The sequence below is a fragment of the Ruegeria sediminis genome (assembly GCF_005938215.1).
Lineage (GTDB): Bacteria > Pseudomonadota > Alphaproteobacteria > Rhodobacterales > Rhodobacteraceae > Ruegeria > Ruegeria sediminis.
Map to the genome: position 1 here is coordinate 309076 of NZ_VCPD01000004.1, position 18154 is coordinate 327229.

Here is an 18154-nt window from a genome sequence, read left to right on the forward strand (position 1 = left end):
TGCTGGATCCCCGGTTCGGTACGATGGTATACTTCAATCCCAATGAGTTACGCCGCAAGAAGGCCAGCCGCGTTCGGTAATACGTTAAACTGAAACTTCTTCGGGTCAGTTGCTTCGATGGGCTTCGGTCGCGACGACGTCGGGAATATCATTCAGGCGTTCAAGAAAGGCGGCACGTGCTGGGCAAGGCGGTTTCACACCTCTCCGCTTACCGCCACCACATTGCCGAGCACATTCGCGAACGAATGCCTCCAGTTGATCTGTGACCAGTCTGATCGCGCATGTCACGACATTCTGCTCCACGATTCGGGCGTCGTTGGTACATGTCACGCGTGCAAACGTTTGGGGAAGAGATCCAGACTTCGAGTTTTCCTGTCCGAGCTAGTCGCAAAACAGGATTTCTCAAAAGTGTGCACCTCGCAACACACTACAACAGCTTCTTTTTTCAGTTTTTTTCTTTCGCGACCGTCCGGAAGTCAGAATTCCATTGGTCACGCGCCCGATGAAATCTGCGCATTCAAATCACCGTTTTGCGAGGGAACAATCATCGCATCAAGCGGCGACACGATGGCAGAGCCGACGGTCAATAAATCCAGGATTGTGTTAAGTCTTCCAACAAAAGTCAGATAATTCAGCCTTTGGCGCGTCAAAAGCGACAGTTTGGCTCGAAGGACATTGCTACCGCGCCTTGCCCGCTTGTTTCGACCGCCCGTGATGAATTGGGAAGCGATTTCAGGGGATTGTTCCAACCTCGGTCCCGGGTGAGTCCTGGTCGTCAACACGAGATTATGTGGTGCTTATCTGCTTCATTTCATGGCAGAATGGACCGCAGTCATTATCTACCCAAGGCAGCATGGTATAAATGCGCGTTAAGTAAGGATTCGCCGGTGGTTCGGAACAGAGGTATAGCTAACCCCCGAGAAACCAAAATCAAATTTGACAAGTCGGAAGGCTCCCGCGGCAACATGGCTTCAAGCGACGCCTTTTATCTGGACTTTTTCGGGCTCGACCGGCGGCCGTTCACGTTGCTTCCGGACCCCGGTTTCATGTTCTGGTCCCCCTTGCACAAGCGGGGGTATTCCGTCCTGCAATACGGCATCATGAGCTGTGCGCCGATCACCGTTCTGACGGGCGAGATCGGAGCGGGAAAAACCACTCTGATTCAACATCTTCTGAGCGAGATCGAAGATTCCATCACAGTTGGGCTGATTTCCAACGCGCAAGGCGGCCGAGGCGAATTGCTGCAATGGGTGTTGAACGCGCTGGGGCTGCCGCTCGGCAACGATCCAAGCTACGTGCAGATGTTCCAGCAGTTGCAGGATTTTCTGGTCTCGGAATACGCCGAAGGACGGCGTGTTGTCCTGATCTTCGACGAAGCGCAGAACCTGACGGTCGAGGGCCTCGAAGAAGTGCGCATGCTGACCAACATCAATTCCAACACCGACGAACTGATCCAGCTGATCCTGGTCGGCCAACCCGAACTGCGCGATCTGATCCTTAACCCGAAGATGCGGCAGTTGACGCAGAGGGTGGCGGCCAGTTTTCATCTGGAAAGGATGGATGAGGAATCTGTCGAGAACTATATCCGGCACAGGATGAAGGTTGCCGGCGGAACCGGAGCGGAGTTCACGGAAAGGGCCTGCAGGCAGATTTTCCAGCAAACCAAGGGCGTACCGCGTCTTGTGAACCAGTTCTGTGATTTTGCCCTGCTTTATGCCTGGACCAATGAAACCAAGATGGTGGACGAGGAGATTGTCGGCCAGGTGGTCAAGGACGGTGTATACTTCGGTGGCAATTCTCTTGAGAGGGAGATGACGATCTGAAATGGGCCCGGTTCGCTACTACACCTCGATTTTCCTGAGACGGTTTCCGTATTTCCTGATCGTCGCCATGATCGTGTCCGCGGCGTCGGTCATCGTGGCGCGGACGTTGCCTCCGACCTATGTCTCGCATATGCGGCTGATCGTGGAATCGCCCCAGATCCCGGGAAATCTCGCCGCCAGCACCGTCACCACGTCGCCATTCGAACAGCTGCAGATCATCGAACAGCGCCTTTTGACCAGGCCCGTTCTGCTAGATATCGCGCGGAAACTGCAGGTGCTGCCCGACCAGGCCGATGCCAGTGCGGATCAGATCGTGGATACGCTGCGCGCCAAGACTGCCATCTGGATCGATTCGGGCCGCAATCAGGCCAACCTGATGACGATCACATACGAAGCCCATAGCGGCGAAGTGGCCGCGGGCGTATTGAATGAATACCTGACGGAAATCCAGAAACTCGACGTGGCCTACCGCAAGGAACGGGCTTCCGACACGTTGGAGTTCTTCGAACACGAAGTGGAGCGGCTGAGCAACGAACTCGACAAGCGAAGCGCCCGAATCCTTGAATTCAAGCGAGAAAACTCCGGCGCCCTACCCGAGAGCCTGCAGTTCCGTCAGGCGCAGCAGGGGGCGCTGCAAACGAATCTGGAACAGACAGATCAGCAGATCTTCTCGCTAAAAAATCAGCGGGAAAGACTTGTGGAGACTTTCAGTTCCACCGGACAGGTCGTCGGCGTCTCGCCGCAGAACCAGACGCAGGCTCAGCAACAATTGACCCAGTTGCGATCCCAATTGAACAACCAGTTGGCGGTCTATTCCGAGAACAACCCGCAGATCAAGATTCTCAGGGCCAGAATCTCCAAGCTCGAAGAAACGGTTGCAGTCGAACAGGCGGCCAGCGCTGCAAACACCAGCGCGCAGACCGGCAATTCGGCCCTGGACATCCAACTCGCACAGATCGACTCGCAGATCGCGGCCCTTGAGGATCAGAGGGTTACGATCTCGGATCGGTTGAAGCGGCTGACGCTCACGATCGAACAGACGCCGGCCAACGCGATCACCCTGGCGGAACTCCAGCGCGATCACGACAATATCCAGAATCAGTACAACTCCGCCGTGGGCCGATTGGCCGAAGCCTCGACGGGCGAGCGCATCGAGGTGACGTCGCAGGGCCAACGCATTTCCGTGATCGAGCACCCGGCGGCGCCGACCACACCCGCCAAACCCAACCGCCTGATGATCGCAGGCGGAGGCACTTTGGCCGGCATCATGTTGGGGCTGGGATTGGTGGTATTGCTGGAACTTCTGAACCGCACCGCGCGTCGTCCGGAAGATCTGATCAGCAAGCTCGAAGTCTGGCCGATCGCCACCATTCCGTATGTACGATCCCGTGGCGAAGTGATCGTGCAGCGGGTTGCCTGGGTAACTTTGATCCTGGCCATCCTGATCGGTGTGCCTGCGGCGGTTTGGGCCGTGCATACCTATTACCTGCCTCTTGATCTGATCGTCGAACAGGTGATGGACAAAATGGGGGTGTATTGGTGATTGTTGTTGCGATTGATCGGAGGGGGGCGTGATGGACCGTCTTCAGGTGGCGATTCAAAAGGCCCGCAAGAAACGCGAAAGCCGCCAGCAGGAAACGCTGACACTCAGTGAGGAACAGCGTTTTATCCCGACGGACAGCTCGCACGAGGCCTGGCTCACCCTGCCGGAAATCGAATTCAGCCAAAAATCCTTCCCGCACAGCCGCCTCATGTCCTACGGCGGCGGTCCCGAAGCCACGCCCTACGACATGCTGCGGACCAAGATGCTGCAGCAGATCCTCACCAACGGCTGGCGCAGGGTGGCGCTGACCTCGCCTCACAGCGGCTGTGGCAAAAGCACGACTGCCGCCAACCTGGCCTTCAGCCTCGGGCGACAGGACGATCTCTTCACTATCGTGATCGATTTCGACATGCGCCGCATCGGACTCGCCCAGATCCTGAAACAGAGTGGCCGCCACAGCATGGCCGATGTCATCCTGGGAGACGTACCATTTGAAGAACACGCGCTCCGCCATGGCAAGAACGTGATATTCGGGCTCAATCACACCTCGGCCCGCAACCCGGCTGAGATTCTGCAAAGCAGGAAAACCATAGAATTCCTGGAACAGATCGAAGAACAGTACAAACCCGATATCGTTCTGTTCGACACGCCGCCGTTGCTGGCAAGCGATGACAGCCACGGTTTTCTCAGAAATGTCGACTGCGCCCTGCTTTTGGCCGCTGCCGAGGAAACCAGCATCGATCATATCGATGTGGCCGAGCGGCAGCTGGCCGAACTCACCAGCGTCATGGGCATCGTTCTGACCAAATGCCGCTACATCAGCGGGGCCTTCGGCAATGAGGACGGCTATTACTACTGAACCCGCCAAGGCCGATGCGGTCATAATCCCTCATTACAACGACGTCCCCAGATTGGAACGGTGCCTGCAGGCGCTGATGAAAAACGACATCGCCGGAACCGAGATCGTGGTCGTCGACAATGACTCGCCGATCTCGTTGGACCGGTTGCGCCGAGATTTCCCGAATGTGCGTTTCGTGGTGGAGACCCGGAAGGGCGCCGCCCACGCCCGCAATCGCGGTTTGTCCGAAACCAGTGCGCCGCGGCTTTTCTTCATCGATGCCGATTGCGTCCCGGCGCCGGACTGGCTGGCCGTCGGGCGGATGGTGGCAGACCAGGCCGACCTGATCGGAGGCCGCGTGGACGTGTTTGACGAGACGCCGCCTCCGCGCAGCGGCGCCGAGGCGTTCGAGGCGGTGTTCGCCTTCAATTTCCGACGCTACGTCGAGGTTCAGGGGTTTTCCGGCGCGGGCAATCTTCTGACCCGCCGTGACGTGTTCGAGGATATCGGCGGTTTCATCAATGGCGTGTCCGAAGACCGCGAATGGACCATGCGAGCCGTCGCGCGGGGCTATAGCCTGATCTACGAGGACCGCCTTCGGGTCAGCCATCCTTCGCGCCAGGACTGGCAGGCGCTCAAGGCCAAATGGCGGCGCACCACTCAGGAAGCCTATCAGTTGAACGGGACCGGTCCGGCCGCGCGCATTCGCTGGGCGATCCGCGCGCTCGCGATGCCGGTCAGCGTCGTGGCGCATGTTCCCAAAGTGCTGGCCAGCGGCAAGCTCTCTTCCACCGGAGAAGTTCTGCGGGCGGTCATCACGCTGGCAAGGCTCAGGTGCTTGCGCATGGTCTGGATGCTGAAACAGGCGGGCGGCGGCTCGATTTGACCTGAGCCGTGAGGATCCGGCCGAACTCCTGCATGTCAGAAGCGTGAACAATGGCGCCTTGCCTTGACCCACTGTTCCGGCTTTCGGCGTCATCCGAAGCCATGATGCCAGACTAAAGGCCGTTAAACGCACAAATCAGGACACCTCGCAAAATGCCCCCTCGCCGTTCGGAAAACTTCGTGTAAATTTAACTCAGTACCATGATGAGCCCAGGCATCCGTATTACCGTCTGGGTCGGTTTCAAGATCGTTCATTATGCTTGCCAGAATTTCACAGGGGGGCGTCGCGCATGGTTTCAGTTCGGAAAAACTTTTCAGCCAACGCGCATTGGAATCATGCGACCGGACTCCGGAGTGAGTTCCCGTTCACCGCCCACCGCAATTGGCGCTGCAAGGGAGGCCTGCGGCAAGACACATGAGCACGTCCGAATTCGACCTCGCCGATATGCATCAAACCGCCAAGCGGATCCTCGTGACCGGAGGGGCCGGTTTCCTCGGCTCGCATCTCTGCAAGGCCCTGCTGGACCAGGGTCACGAGGTTCTCTGCGTCGACAACTTCTTCACTGGCCGGCGGGCCAACCTGCACCACCTTCTGAACAATCCAAGGTTCGAGGTCATGCGGCATGACGTGACCTTCCCCCTCTATGTCGAGGTGGACGAAATCTACAACCTGGCCTGTCCGGCCTCGCCCTTCCATTATCAGCACGACCCGGTGCAGACCACCAAGACGGCCGTGCATGGCGCGATAAACATGCTGGGGCTGGCCAAGCGGGTCGGCGCGCGAATCCTGCAGGCTTCGACTTCCGAGGTTTATGGCGACCCGCAGGTGCATCCCCAAACCGAGGATTATGTCGGCTATGTCAATCCGATCGGGCCACGCTCGTGCTACGACGAAGGCAAGCGTTGCGCCGAAACACTGTTTTTCGACTACTATCGACAGCACAAACTGCCGATCAAGGTGGCACGGATATTCAACACCTACGGGCCCAACATGCACCCCGATGACGGTCGCGTCGTGTCCAATTTCATCATGCAGGCCCTGGCAGGCGAACCCATCACGATTTACGGCGACGGTGGTCAGACACGGTCGTTCTGCTATGTCTCGGACCTGATCGACGGATTGGTCCGGCTGATGGGATCCCCCAAGGAAGTCAACGGTCCGATCAATCTCGGCAACCCGGTGGAACTCAGCATCCACGAGCTAGCCGAAACCGTGATCCGCATGACCGGGTCGGACTCGGAGCTGGTGTTTCAGCCCCTGCCGCAGGACGACCCGATCCAGCGCCAGCCCGACATCACCCGGGCCCGTGACTTGCTGGGATGGCAGCCCAGCGTGCCGCTGGAGCAAGGGTTGGAGGCTACCATCGCATATTTCCGGCGCATCCACGCGGCGGCCAGGAGCGCCGCTGACCGGTCATGACCTCGCAGGGGATATCCACGCGGCCGTCATACCGGCTTAGATCCCTCCTGTTGCTTGCCGCAACCGTGGTCATCTGCCTGTCGGTCCTGATCATCAATCGCGGCCCTCTGTTCTATTTCGACACCGGCAGCTATTTCCGCCAGGGCAATGTCGCATTGTCCATGGTCCTGCCGCCGGCTTCCCGCGAAACCGGCGAAACGGCAGCGTCCAAGCGACCCAAGGCCGAGGTCGCGGATGAAGACGACACCGCCGGCGGATCACGCTCGATGGCCTATGCGCTGCTGGTGGCTGCCTTCTGGCGCGCCGATGCGCTTGCCGGCGTCGCAGTCGTGCAACTGGCGGCGGTTCTTCTGGCCGTCTGGTTGGCAATGCGCATGCTGCAGCGAACCGCAGATACCGGCCGGTCAACGTTGGAACTGGTCACCATTCCGCTCCTTGCCGCCGCGACGACCTCTCTGCCTTTCTATGTCGCCTATGTGATGCCGGACATTTTCGCAGCGATCATGCTGATCCTGATCGCGGCCGTCGTTGCGGCAGGTTCGCAAATGCGCTTGGCGGAAGGGTTGGCCGTCCTGGCGCTGGGCGCCTTTGCGGTTGTGCTGCACTCGTCACACATGGGAATTGCGGTGCTGATGGTTCCCATCGCCGTGATTGCCGCTCTGTTGAGACGGGGCCAGGGACGGTGGATCGCCGCAGCTTTTTCATTGGGCCTGGCCGTCATCGCGATTGCGGAGCGCAAGGTCTTCGAAGTCGCGGTGGAAACGGCCACCAAGAAAGAGGTCATGTATACACCCCATATCACGGCGCGGCTGATCGTGGACGGTCCGGGGATGGCCTATCTCGAAGAGACTTGTCCGCAGACCGACCTGGCGACCTGCGCGCTCTACGAGGCGCTGTCGTGGTCCGATGATCCGTACCGCCTGACCGCCGCGCACATCATTTTTGAACGCTCCAAGCGACTGGGGTCCTTCCGGCTCATGCAACCGGAGGACCAGAAGGCGGTCGCGGCCGAGCAGCGGGAGTTCTTTTTCCGCGTCCTCGCCAATCGGCCTGTGGCCACGGTGCTTGCGCTCGGACAGAACGCTGTTGACCAACTGGGCAGCAACAGCGTGGTGATGACCATCCCCAGCGGCCCAGTCATCCGAAACGCGAAATCACTGTCGGGGCTTCCTGAGGAAAAGCTTGTGGTGCTCGACAACATCCGGCTGACACGCGACCCATCCTGGCTTGAACCCGCCGACACGATCCACACGGCCATCTACCTGATTTCCTTTGCCATCGTGGCTTGGATACTGGTCCGGCCCGGGCAGGTTGCGCCGCAGATGAAGGTCTTTGCGTTGTTCCTGCTGATCGGCATTGCTGTCAACGCGCTGGTTTGCGGGGGAGTATCACAGCCTGCTCCCCGGTACGGGGCAAGGGTGATTTGGTTGTTGCCTTTCGCGGCCGCATTTCTTCTTCTGGTCAGGCGGCACCCGAAGCCGCGATCCGACGCCCGGAGCGCTGTGTAATGCCTGACCAGACCCTTTCGATCAGCGTGGTGATGCCTGCCTACAAGGCCGAGCACCTGCTGCCGCGCGTGCTGCCGCCGCTGATCGGGATGTTGCAGTCCGGCAAGGTCCAGGAAGTTCTGGTGGTGGATGATCAGTCACCGGACGAAACCGCCAGTCTTGCGAAACAGATGGGCGCGACCGTCCTCACCACTCCTGTGAACGGCGGCCCCGGCGCGGCGCGAAATTTGGCGGCGGAACATGCCAAGGGCGACGTTCTGTGGTTCGTCGATTCCGATGTCATCGCCTGGCCGGACGGCCCCGACCATATCCGCATGGCGATGGCCGAAGAAAATGTCGCGGCGGTGTTCGGCTCGTATGACGATGCGCCTGACGGGCAGACCTGGTTTTCGCGCTACAAAAACCTTTTGCACCGCTATCACCATCAACGCGCCCGACGCGAGGCGCGCACGTTCTGGGCTGGCTGCGGCGCCATCCGCAGGGACGTTTTCCTGGAGGTCGGCGGATTCGACGTGAAGACCTACAAGGTCCCGTCGATCGAAGACATCGAATTGGGCTACCGGATCGCCGAGACCGGACGGCGCATCCTTGTCGAGCCGCAACTGCAGGGCAAGCATCTGAAAGTCTGGACCATGCGCAACAGCCTGAGTACGGACATCTACTGCCGCGCGCTGCCCTGGGCGCGCTTGATGATTTCGCGCGAAGGGCTGACAGACGACCTCAACACCTCGATGGCAGAGCGGGTGCGGGCCGCAATCGCGGGGCTGCTGCTGTTGTCGGTTCTGGCCCTGCCGTTCTGGCCGGGTTCATGGCCATTGCCGATGGGCCTGTTTGCTTTGGCATTCTTGGCCAATTTCGACTTCGTCCGCACGATGGCAGGCCACGGCGGGTCGTGGTTCGCGTTCAAATGCCTGCTCTATCACCAATTCTACTATGTCTACTCGGCCGCCATCTACGTCTGGTGCCTGATCGAATATCACCTGCTCGGGCAAAAACAGAAACTTCGCGTCAGGCGCGGGTGATTGGCGTCATATCCCCTGACTGCGCGGCCCGATTAAGATCAGAAGGTTTTCGGCGGCAGCTGTTCGAAGGGAAGCTTTTCGATCTCGTCGAAGCGCGGATTGCTTTCGTGGACGTAGAACGTGTCGTAGAGCGAATTGCGCACGAAATGATACCCATTTGCGAACAGTAGCGCGTTCAACTCAGGTGTCGGCCGTTCAATCGTCATGGCAAGAAACCGATACCTGTCGAAAGGAAAGTTCCGCAAGATCCGAGTTTCCGATCCTTCGACGTCGAGGCTGAAGTAATCGATGGCTTCCGGGGCTCCGTAACGGTCAAAGACCTCTTCCAACGGAACCGCCTCGACCGTGACGACCCGTCCCATGCTCCGGAATCGGGCCAGCTTGGCGGCGCGCCGCTCGGTCATGTTGTCCGCCTCCTCCACCAGCAGGCTGCTGCGCTGACCGTCGATCATGAATTCCAGGTTTCCCGGTACCGGGTCCACGGCCAGGGGAACTGCCGTTGCCGACCGGTTATGCCACGCCTTGATCCTGTGGTAGTTGATCGGGTTGGGCTCGATCAGAAGCCCGCTCCAGCCGTAGTGTTTTTCAAGTATGAACGTATTCGACTCCGAAAATCCGTCCGCCGCGCCCAGTTCGACGAAGAACCCGTTGCGCTTGCCGTTGAACACCTCGTTGATCACCCAGATGTCCTGCCCCCGATCCGAAACTTGCCGAGGCAGGTAGCCGAGGTTGTTCATGGCGAAGCGCAACCCGACGTTCTTGGCCGTATTCGCGCCAACATAGGCAAAATAGGCAGGTTTCTGGAGGGCAGGATAGGATTCCACCAGCTTGGCAAGCTTCTGCTTCATTCGGTTCTCCCCTGGTTGCCCGATCTTGCTTGATCGGGCGAATCAAATGTTTGACAGCCCCCGGCTATCTTAGCCCCACAAGTTTCGCGATGTCCCATACCGGGCGTGGTTCCTGCCGGGCCCCCTGCCCGAAAATCGTATCGAACGAAACATGATAGGCCGGCGCAATGCTGACCGGAATGCCGGCGCTCTGCAGATCTTTTTCATAGACAGCCGTGCTGCGCGCCACCAGAACCCGGCCTTCCACAGCTTTGCCGATCACGCGTTCGCCATCGCCCAACGGCTCGGATTCGTCGCGAACGAAATAGTCCGGCGTCGTGCCTTCCGGCGCGGGCATCCGCGCATGAACATAGACCGAAAGACCGCCAGCCATGTACCTTTCCTTCAGATCGGCTTCGGTCCAGACCGGTGGGAACGCGCCTCCGATAAGCGCCGGCGTGATCCGGATTTCGTCCAGATCGAAAGATGAGCTTGTCTCTGTTTCTATGACGATGCGATGTCCCAAATGCCGGGTATGGGTAAAGGGGCGAAGTGTTTCAGGCCAACTGATCCAAGTGCTGAAAACCAGCCCGACCAACGCCAGCGCCAGCGCACCCGCCGGTGCCGCCTGAACCGGGCGCAACCGCCAAAACACGATCAAGGGCAACAGAACCGCCGGGGCGAAGTGGTGCGGCAGGATGCGATAGGCCTGCACGTAGAAAAACAGCACATAGCCCACCGTCATCAACGTCAGCGTTTTCGAAAGCTTGTCCTGCCACGGCCACGCAAGAAGCGCCAATCCGGGTAGAAGTCCCCCTGGCAGGAGCCAAAAGAGGATTCTCTGTGTGTCGAATACGGTGACGAACCGAAGGCGCCGCAAAATGCTGTTGGTGTTGAACTCGCTGGACATGCCGGTCAGTCCGGAACGTTCCAGCGCCATTTGGGTCAGAGACGCCAGAATCACAACTGCCAAGGCAAGCAATCCGCCAATGATCACGTGCGCGAACGGCAGAGGCCTCGTCAGGACGAAATGGGCGGCAAGAAAGAATCCGACAAGCAAGATGCCGTTCGGCGCAGTCAGCAGGGCCAAGGTCGAGACAGCGGCCATCCAGCCGAACTTTCGTTCCGTGAAAAACAGGATGTAGCCCAGCACGCCAAGAAATATCAGCGGCTCGCGCGTCATCGGCAAAGCGATATCCGCGAAATAGGGGTTATAAGACGGATTGAACGCCATGACGAAGGAAAACAGAGCAAGGGCGGCAGCCAGGCCTATAGCCGACCATGCGTCGGTTCCCGTCTTGGGGTTGCGGACGAATGCAAGCATGACCGCGAACAGGAACGAAACACCCGGCAGATAGGCAAAGCGGATGGACGACTCGTAGGGTCCGAAAAAACGCGCGAACCCGGTCTGCAGAAAAGTTTCGGCAACCATTTTCGGTGTCGGGTAGCCCCCGATCGGGCCGGACTCGGGCGGCCAGAATGGCAGCCCACGGGCAATGAACAGCCTTGCGTTCATAAAGCTGTGTGCCCCGTCGTCATTCAAGACCTCCCAATAGAATTTGGGCGTCATCAGCAGCAGGACCACAAGCGGCAACAACACCATTCCCGCAACGTCCCAACTTCTGCCCTTCAGGATGTCTGGGCTGGGACGGCTGGAGAGAAGTCCGATCCCGATCAGGCTGAGCAGAACGGTCAGCAGAACGAAAGCCGTTCCCACCATCGGAATGCCGGTAACGGACTGCGCAATTGCCGCGATTGCAGGCACACCGAAAAGAGAAAGTGTAAAACCCTTGAGCAGCCAGTGCTCGAACCCTTCGTCCGGGGGAGCTGCCGCCAAAGCCAACAGCAGTCCCGGCGCCACAAAGAGCGCAGACGCCGATAACACGACCAACGGAACCCAGACATACAGAAGCCAGAATTCACCGGCGATGAAATACGGGGAAGGTCCGTCGGCAAAGTCGGCTTTCGCGGCAACAACACCCGCGATATCCTGCCCTGCCCAGGTGATCCCGGCCAAAGCTGCCAACAGAAATGTAATACGCAACAATCTCAAGGTCCCGACAAACCCAACTTGAACATTCTGAAAAGCGCTTGCCTTACAATTTTTCCTGCTATCGAAATCGAACCGCTCAGAATGGCATTCAGAGCACCGCCCCCTTGTCCAAACGCTCCTTGCTGGCCTTGTTCTTGGGCTTGGCCTCGAATTCCTCGTGGTAGGACCGTTCGACATTGACGTCCCAAACGTCGTTGTTCTCGCCCAAGATGTTTCGCGCGGCATACATCGCGGACAGCATCGAGTGGTCCTGGTTGTTGTACCGATGCAGGCCGTTGCGCCCGACGGTCTGGAAGTTCTCAAGTGTCTTCAGCCAGCCGCTGACGGTATCCAGCGCTTCCTTGTATTCGCCATCGTAGACCGGATAGGCCTTGGGTTGGCGGATCACGGTCCAGTCTATGACGTCGCTTGCCTTTGCCAGGTCCAGCTTTTCCAGTTCTTCGCTGGCCAGCTTTCTGAGATCCTCGTCCGAAGACGACCACAGCCCGTCGCCCTTCTGGCAGAAATACTCCATTCCGATCGACGAGGTGTTCTGATCCGGCAGCATTTCCTTGGACCAGGCCCGGAAATTCTGGATGCGGCCCACCTTTACCTTGGGGCTGTGGATGTAGATCCAATTGTCCGGGAAGGGATCTGCATGATCCAGCATCAGCGTCACGATCAGGAAGTCCCGGTACTTCAGGCGATCGGCCGCCGCGACGACTTCCGGTGGGGGCGGAGGGTCAAAGGCGTGGATCAGGTCCCGGACGGCCATGGAGTTGACGAAATGCGCACCTTCGATCCGTTCGGTTTTTTCGCTTTGACCACCATTTTCGGTCCAGCGACGGACGTCGATCGAAGTCACGCGATTGCCGTCTCGATTCACCTTCACGACTTCCGTGCGCATCTGGACCGTTCCGCCCTGTTTCTCGATCAGGTCACGGGTCTTTTCCCACATCATGCCGGGGCCAAGGCGCGGATACTGGAACTCCTCGATCAGGCTGGCCGTGTCGTTGGCGCCGGAAATCGCGTTCCAGACCGCCTTTGGCAGGGACAGGTTCTTGATCCGCTGCGCCGCCCAATCAGCGCGGATCTCCGAGGGCGGGATGCCCCAGACCTTTTTCGTGTAACTATGGAAGAAGTGCATGTAGAGCCGCCCGCCAAAGCGGTTGATGACCCAATCTTCGAACGTGTCTTCCTGAGCTTTCGGCCGCAGCTTCCATTTGATGTAGCTGCCGATGATCTTGTAGGTCTCGTAAGGTCCGATATTGCCCAGCGCGTTGAAGATGCGCAGTGGATAGTCGTAGAAGCGGCCGCGGTAGAATATTCGGCTGAGGCGCTGCACGGTGATGAAGTCATCGCCGAGAACCTCGCGCCACATATCCTCGACCTCGCGCACCTTGGTGAAGAACCGGTGCCCTCCGATATCGAAACGATAGCCCTTGTAGGTTTCGGTCCGGGAAATGCCGCCAACCATATCAGAGGCCTCGTAGACCTGCGGCACGTGCGCATGGCTCAGCTTCTGCAATTCGTAGGCTGCGGTCAGCCCCGCTGGCCCGCCACCAATAATCACGACTGGAACAGTATCTTGTTTCAAATCACCAATACTCACACCAAAACATTTAGGTCAGGCTACAAGAGGACGGCTTCGATTCACAACATATTCCTGCCGGCCGCCCATTCCGGGCGGGACGTGCGCGGACCAGCGCGATGAGGTCCAGGCAGTGTTTTTTTGCAATGGCATCCGAACAGGCTTTCGAAACGCCCTCTGGATTGGCTACTGGAAACGCTGCGACCAAAAATGCTGCCCAGCTCCACTTGCCTAACACGTCCTGACGCGGCGAAATGCTCAGGTTCAGGCGCCGCCTTCGTCGACAAGCCTCTGAATCAAGGCGGAATTAGCGCACATGCTCGAAACGTAGAAGTGTCTGTGTGTCTGCCGACTATGTGTGCCCAGCATATCTGCTCGATTTTGCATTGATCTAGACTTGGGTAGCGTCCGATTTGACCCAACAAAAGTCAGAAATTTCTCGATTCATGGCGTGTTGAAACCAGCCCCAATCGAGTTCAACAATACGCCCTCTTCCCTGCAATTGTCTCCGTCTCTTCCTCGACTACGGCCAAACCTTCAGACCCTGAGAGTCGGGACTCCGTGAATCTTGACACAAGCCGGGTGCATCCGCCCTACTGCGGATGAGAGTTTGTTTTGGAAAATGCCGTATCGGCCGGGTTTTGCGGCCATCGAATTGGCGGTGCGGCCTGTTGGTACCGAGGGAGCATTTCATGAAGTGCGTGATTTTGGCCGGTGGTCTCGGGACCAGGCTCAGCGAGGAAACCGTCAGGATACCAAAGCCGATGGTCGAGATTGGCGGACGGCCGATCATCTGGCACATCATGAAGATCTACGCTGCCCATGGCATCACCGATTTCATCGTTTGCCTTGGCTACAAGGGCTACGTCATCAAGGAATACTTCGCGAACTACTTCCTTCACAGTTCGGACTTCACGATCGATCTGGCGAACGGCGATCTCGAAATCGCAAACAGCAAATCCGAGCCGTGGCGCGTGACTCTGGTCAATACGGGTGAAGGCAGCGAAACCGGTGGCCGACTGGGGCGCATCATGCATCTGCTCAAGGATGAAGAAGCCTTTTGCATGACCTACGGCGACGGTGTTGGCGACATCGACGTCACCGCGCTGATCAAGTTCCACAGGAACCACGGCAAACAGGCGACTTTGACGGCTGTCGTGCCGCCGGGCCGTTTTGGCGCTCTGGAGCTTTCAAGCGACCGAATTGCCCGGTTTGCCGAGAAACCAAGCGGTGACGGCGGTTTCATCAACGGCGGATTTTTTGTTCTGCACCCGTCCGTCGGAGAGCTGATCCAAGGCGACGACACGATCTGGGAACGCGCCCCGCTTGAGACGCTTGCCGCACAGGGCGAACTCATGGCGTTTCGACATTCCGGTTTCTGGCAGCCGATGGACACGCTTCGAGACCGCCGACAGCTGGAAGCCCGCTGGCTGGAAGGCAATGCACCCTGGAAGGTTTGGGAATGACCCTGGGTTCGAATCCGAAAATCATCCTGCTCGGCAATCTGGGTTATGTCGGGCCCGTGGTGACCGCAGCCTTGCGGAAGTCTTATCCCGGCGCCGAACTGATCGGGATGGACCCCGGCTATTTCTCGGACCGGCTGACCACGCACGATGCCTGGCCTGAACGCCACCTCAACCGCCAGATCATCGCCGATATCCGCGACATCGACGCATCACTGTTCGAAGGAGCCGACGCCGTCGTGGCGCTTGCGGCTGTATCGAACGATCCCATGGGGGCACGGTTTGAAGCCGTCACCCAAGAAATCAACCAGGATGCCGTCATCCGCGCTGCGCATCTGGCGGCCGCGGCAGGGGTCAGCCGTTTCGTTTTTGCGTCCAGTTGTTCGGTCTACGGGTTCGCCGAAGGCGACGCGCGGTCCGAAGATGCGCCGCTGAACCCCCTCACCGCCTATGCGCGCAGCAAGATTGGCGCCGAGCGTGCCCTGGAGACGATGGATGCGCCGGGTATGCTGCGCACAGCATTGCGCTTTGCCACCGCTTGCGGCCCGTCGCCCCGACTGCGGCTTGATCTGGTGCTGAACGATTTCGCCGCCTGCGCCGTCACCGCCGGCAAGATCACGGTGTTGAGCGATGGCAGCCCGTGGCGGCCGCTCATCGATGTGCGCGACATGGCGCGCGCCATAGACTGGGCCATCTCCCGGTCCGATGCGGCCGGCGGCCAATGGCTGGCAGTCAACGCGGGCTCAGATGCCTGGAATTATCAGATCCGGGACCTTGCCCAGGCAGTTGTCGACGCCGTCCCGGGCGCGAGCTACTCGATAAATCCAGATGCCTCGCCCGACAACCGGTCCTATCGCGTGGACTTTTCGCTCTACGGCCAACTCGCTCCGGATCACCAGCCGATACATACGCTCGCCGGCACGATCGGCGATCTGGTCAAACTTCTCAACGAGATCGGCTTTCGCGATTCCGATTTCCGGTCCTCACCACTGATGCGCCTGAAGGCACTCGAGCAACATATTCAGCAGGGAACGCTCGGCGAGGATCTGCGCTGGAGGCTGCCGCAATGACTCAACCTTGTTGCCGGCACTGCGGTGCGGCCTTGTCGCAAACCTTGGTCGATCTTGGGCTTTCGCCGCTCGCAAATTCGTACGTTCCGCCTGAGCGCGCCGATATGCCATGCCCGCGGTATCCGCTCCACGCCTGGGTCTGCAACCGGTGCTATCTTGTTCAAGTCGAGGACGCGGTTCCTGCGGACGAGATCTTCAACGCCGACTATGCCTATTTCTCCAGCTATTCGGTCAGCTGGCTGGCCCATGCCCGTGCCTATGTCGAGGACATGGTTCAGCGGTTCGACCTCGGGCCGGAGGATCTGGTGATCGAGATCGCTTCGAACGATGGCTACCTGCTTCAGTATTTCGTCGAAAAGGGTATCCCGGTGCTGGGTGTCGAGCCTTCCGGCAGTGTCGCTGCTGCCGCTCAAAGCAAAGGTGTCCGCACGATTGTCGACTATTTTGGCGTTGAACTTGCCCGGAAAATTGCCGGATCAGAAAAGCCTCCCGCGCTCATCTGCTCGGCCAACGTTCTGGCCCATGTGCCCGACATAAACGATTTCGTGGCCGGCATCGCTTTCCTGTTGTCCGGCGACGCGGTCTATACGGTCGAGTTTCCGCATCTCCTCAATCTCATCAACGAAGTCCAATTCGACACTATCTATCACGAACATTACTCCTACCTGTCCCTTCTGGCGGTCGAAGAAATCCTTTCCAAGGCAGGCTTGCGCGTGTTCGACGTCGAGGAATTGCCCACGCACGGCGGATCGCTGAGGGTTTTTGCCTGTCTCAACGCCGCGAGCCATTCCGAAGGCGCCGGCCTCGCCAAGGTTCGCGCGGACGAGGCGGCAGCCCAGCTTGACCGTCCCGAGGGGTACATGAACTTCACCGGCAGAGTCGAAGCGTTGCGCGACGGGCTGCTGGCCTTTCTGCGGCAAGCGAAAGCCAAAGGCGAGACCGTCGCCGCCTATGGCGCTGCGGCCAAGGGCAATACGCTCTTGAATTACGCGGGGATCGGCACTGATCTGATCGCCTATTGCGTGGACCGCAATCCGGCCAAGCAGAACACCCTGCTGCCGGGCAGCCACATCCCGGTATTCGGGATCGAGGCGCTGCGCGAAGCCCCGCCGGATTATGTTCTGATCCTGCCCTGGAACATCCGGGACGAAGTCGTGAAACAGATGGAAGATCTCAGGACGCACGGAACAAGGTTCGTGACCGCCGTGCCGGAGATCCGGGTCAACTGATGGCCCGGGTGCTGCTGACCGGGGCGACCGGATTGATTGGCCGTGCCGCAGCTCGGGCTCTTGCCGGTGCGGGACACGAGGTGATTGCGCTGGGCCGCGCCGGAACAAGCGATATCGCCTGCGATCTGCTGGATCGGGAAGCCACCACATCGGCCACAAAGCAGGCACGCGCCAGCCACCTGCTTCATCTGGCATGGCATGACGGAACCCGCGACCGGTGGACCGCTCCGGAGAACCTCGATTGGATGGCCGCGACGCTGCACCTGGTTCGCGAATTCGCACGCGCAGGTGGTGAACGCGCGGTCTGTGCCGGCAGCTGCGCGGAATACGACTGGACTGTGCCGATGCTGACCGAAACCACACCCTTGCGTCCGCGTTCGCTCTACGGTGCGGCGAAGGCAGGGACCGGCCTTGCGCTCTGTGCCGGTCAAGAGGCGCTTGGCCTTTCAATTGCCTGGGCCAGGATCTTTTTCGTCTATGGGCCGGGCGAACCGCCGGGGCGGCTTTTTGGCGATCTGATCTCGAACCTGACCGCAAACCGGCTCGTCGACTGTACCGACGGTTTGCAGGAACGTGATTTCCTTCATGTGAACGACCTGGCGCGCGCCCTGTTGCGACTGCTGGAAGCCGACTTGGCCGGCCCCGTGAATGTCGCCAGCGGGGCCGCAATTCCTGTCCGGAAGCTGATCGAGGAAATCGCGCTGCAGATGCGCCGTCCGGGGCTTGTCCGGCTGGGCGCCGTGCCACGCGCGGCCGACGATCCGGCCCGGCTGGCGGCGGATGTGACCCGCCTGCGGCACGAGGCCGGCTTCGTGCCGCATTATGACGTCGTTTCTGGGGTGGCTGATGTTCTCGACGCGGAGGGCGTAGCGCGATGATTAAGCGTATGGTGCCCCGCAAAAG

15 protein-coding genes are annotated in these 18154 nt (G+C 59.3%); 11 read left to right on the forward strand and 4 right to left on the reverse strand.

Translation table 11 applies throughout. The features are described from left to right. Nucleotides 1-491: 491 nt before the first annotated feature. Nucleotides 492-749 carry a hypothetical protein gene (locus FGK63_RS12970; protein WP_138842880.1) on the reverse strand — a complete coding sequence of 86 codons (258 nt, stop codon included), beginning with the start codon at nt 747-749 and terminating at the stop codon, nt 492-494. A 72-nt stretch (nt 750-821) separates the two neighbouring features. On the opposite strand from FGK63_RS12970, the gene FGK63_RS12975 reads away from it, so the two are divergent. The 7 genes from FGK63_RS12975 (at nt 822) to FGK63_RS13005 (ending at nt 9039) form a co-directional block, all read left to right on the forward strand. Beyond that, nucleotides 822-1823, forward strand: a complete 1002-nt coding sequence (locus tag FGK63_RS12975) for an ExeA family protein (RefSeq protein ID WP_246044023.1) — start codon at nt 822-824, stop codon at nt 1821-1823. 1 nt (nt 1824) lies between these two features. Then, nucleotides 1825-3366 (forward strand): GumC family protein, encoded by a 1542-nt coding sequence (locus FGK63_RS12980; protein ID WP_138842882.1) that lies wholly within the window; start codon nt 1825-1827, stop codon nt 3364-3366. 31 nt (nt 3367-3397) lie between these two features. Further along, complete coding sequence (locus FGK63_RS12985) at nt 3398-4225, forward strand: CpsD/CapB family tyrosine-protein kinase (RefSeq protein ID WP_138842884.1); 828 nt, start codon at nt 3398-3400, stop codon at nt 4223-4225. Beyond that, entirely contained in the window at nt 4203-5090 is an 888-nt protein-coding gene (locus FGK63_RS12990; protein WP_138842886.1) for a glycosyltransferase family 2 protein, read from the forward strand. Before FGK63_RS12985 ends, FGK63_RS12990 begins: the two co-directional genes overlap by 23 nt. A 444-nt stretch (nt 5091-5534) precedes the next feature. Beyond that, entirely contained in the window at nt 5535-6509 is a 975-nt protein-coding gene (locus tag FGK63_RS12995) for a UDP-glucuronic acid decarboxylase family protein (RefSeq protein WP_138843359.1), read from the forward strand. Between the two features lie 50 nt (nt 6510-6559). Next, entirely contained in the window at nt 6560-8017 is a 1458-nt protein-coding gene (locus tag FGK63_RS13000; RefSeq protein ID WP_138842888.1) for a cytochrome d ubiquinol oxidase subunit II, read from the forward strand. Then, nucleotides 8017-9039: a glycosyltransferase family 2 protein gene (locus tag FGK63_RS13005; protein WP_138842890.1), complete on the forward strand. Its 1023-nt coding sequence runs from the start codon at nt 8017-8019 to the stop codon at nt 9037-9039. Before FGK63_RS13000 ends, FGK63_RS13005 begins: the two co-directional genes overlap by 1 nt. A gap of 38 nt (nt 9040-9077) precedes the next feature. Here the strand turns inward: FGK63_RS13005 and FGK63_RS13010 are convergent, their stop codons facing one another. The 3 genes from FGK63_RS13010 to FGK63_RS13020 all read right to left on the reverse strand — a co-directional run bounded on the left by FGK63_RS13010 (nt 9078) and on the right by FGK63_RS13020 (nt 13471). Then, on the reverse strand, nt 9078-9887 hold the full coding sequence (locus FGK63_RS13010; protein WP_138842892.1) for an FkbM family methyltransferase: 810 nt from the start codon (nt 9885-9887) through the stop codon (nt 9078-9080). 64 nt (nt 9888-9951) lie between these two features. Then, a complete protein-coding gene (locus FGK63_RS13015; RefSeq protein WP_138842894.1) occupies nt 9952-11883 on the reverse strand; it encodes a hypothetical protein in 1932 nt (643 codons plus the stop codon). 124 nt (nt 11884-12007) lie between these two features. Next, nucleotides 12008-13471 carry an NAD(P)/FAD-dependent oxidoreductase gene (locus FGK63_RS13020; protein ID WP_246044025.1) on the reverse strand — a complete coding sequence of 488 codons (1464 nt, stop codon included), beginning with the start codon at nt 13469-13471 and terminating at the stop codon, nt 12008-12010. A 710-nt stretch (nt 13472-14181) separates the two neighbouring features. Here FGK63_RS13020 and rfbF point away from each other — a divergent pair. The 4 genes from rfbF to FGK63_RS13040 are packed head-to-tail and all read left to right on the forward strand — an operon-like array spanning nt 14182 to nt 18129. After that, nucleotides 14182-14955: a glucose-1-phosphate cytidylyltransferase gene (gene rfbF / locus FGK63_RS13025; protein WP_138842898.1), complete on the forward strand. Its 774-nt coding sequence runs from the start codon at nt 14182-14184 to the stop codon at nt 14953-14955. Further along, a complete protein-coding gene (locus FGK63_RS13030; protein ID WP_138842900.1) occupies nt 14952-16022 on the forward strand; it encodes an NAD-dependent epimerase/dehydratase family protein in 1071 nt (356 codons plus the stop codon). The genes rfbF and FGK63_RS13030 overlap by 4 nt, the downstream gene beginning before the upstream one ends. After that, nucleotides 16019-17251 (forward strand): class I SAM-dependent methyltransferase, encoded by a 1233-nt coding sequence (locus FGK63_RS13035; RefSeq protein WP_138842902.1) that lies wholly within the window; start codon nt 16019-16021, stop codon nt 17249-17251. The genes FGK63_RS13030 and FGK63_RS13035 overlap by 4 nt, the downstream gene beginning before the upstream one ends. Continuing rightward, on the forward strand, nt 17251-18129 hold the full coding sequence (locus tag FGK63_RS13040) for an NAD-dependent epimerase/dehydratase family protein (protein ID WP_138842904.1): 879 nt from the start codon (nt 17251-17253) through the stop codon (nt 18127-18129). Before FGK63_RS13035 ends, FGK63_RS13040 begins: the two co-directional genes overlap by 1 nt. Nucleotides 18130-18154: the final 25 nt, after the last annotated feature.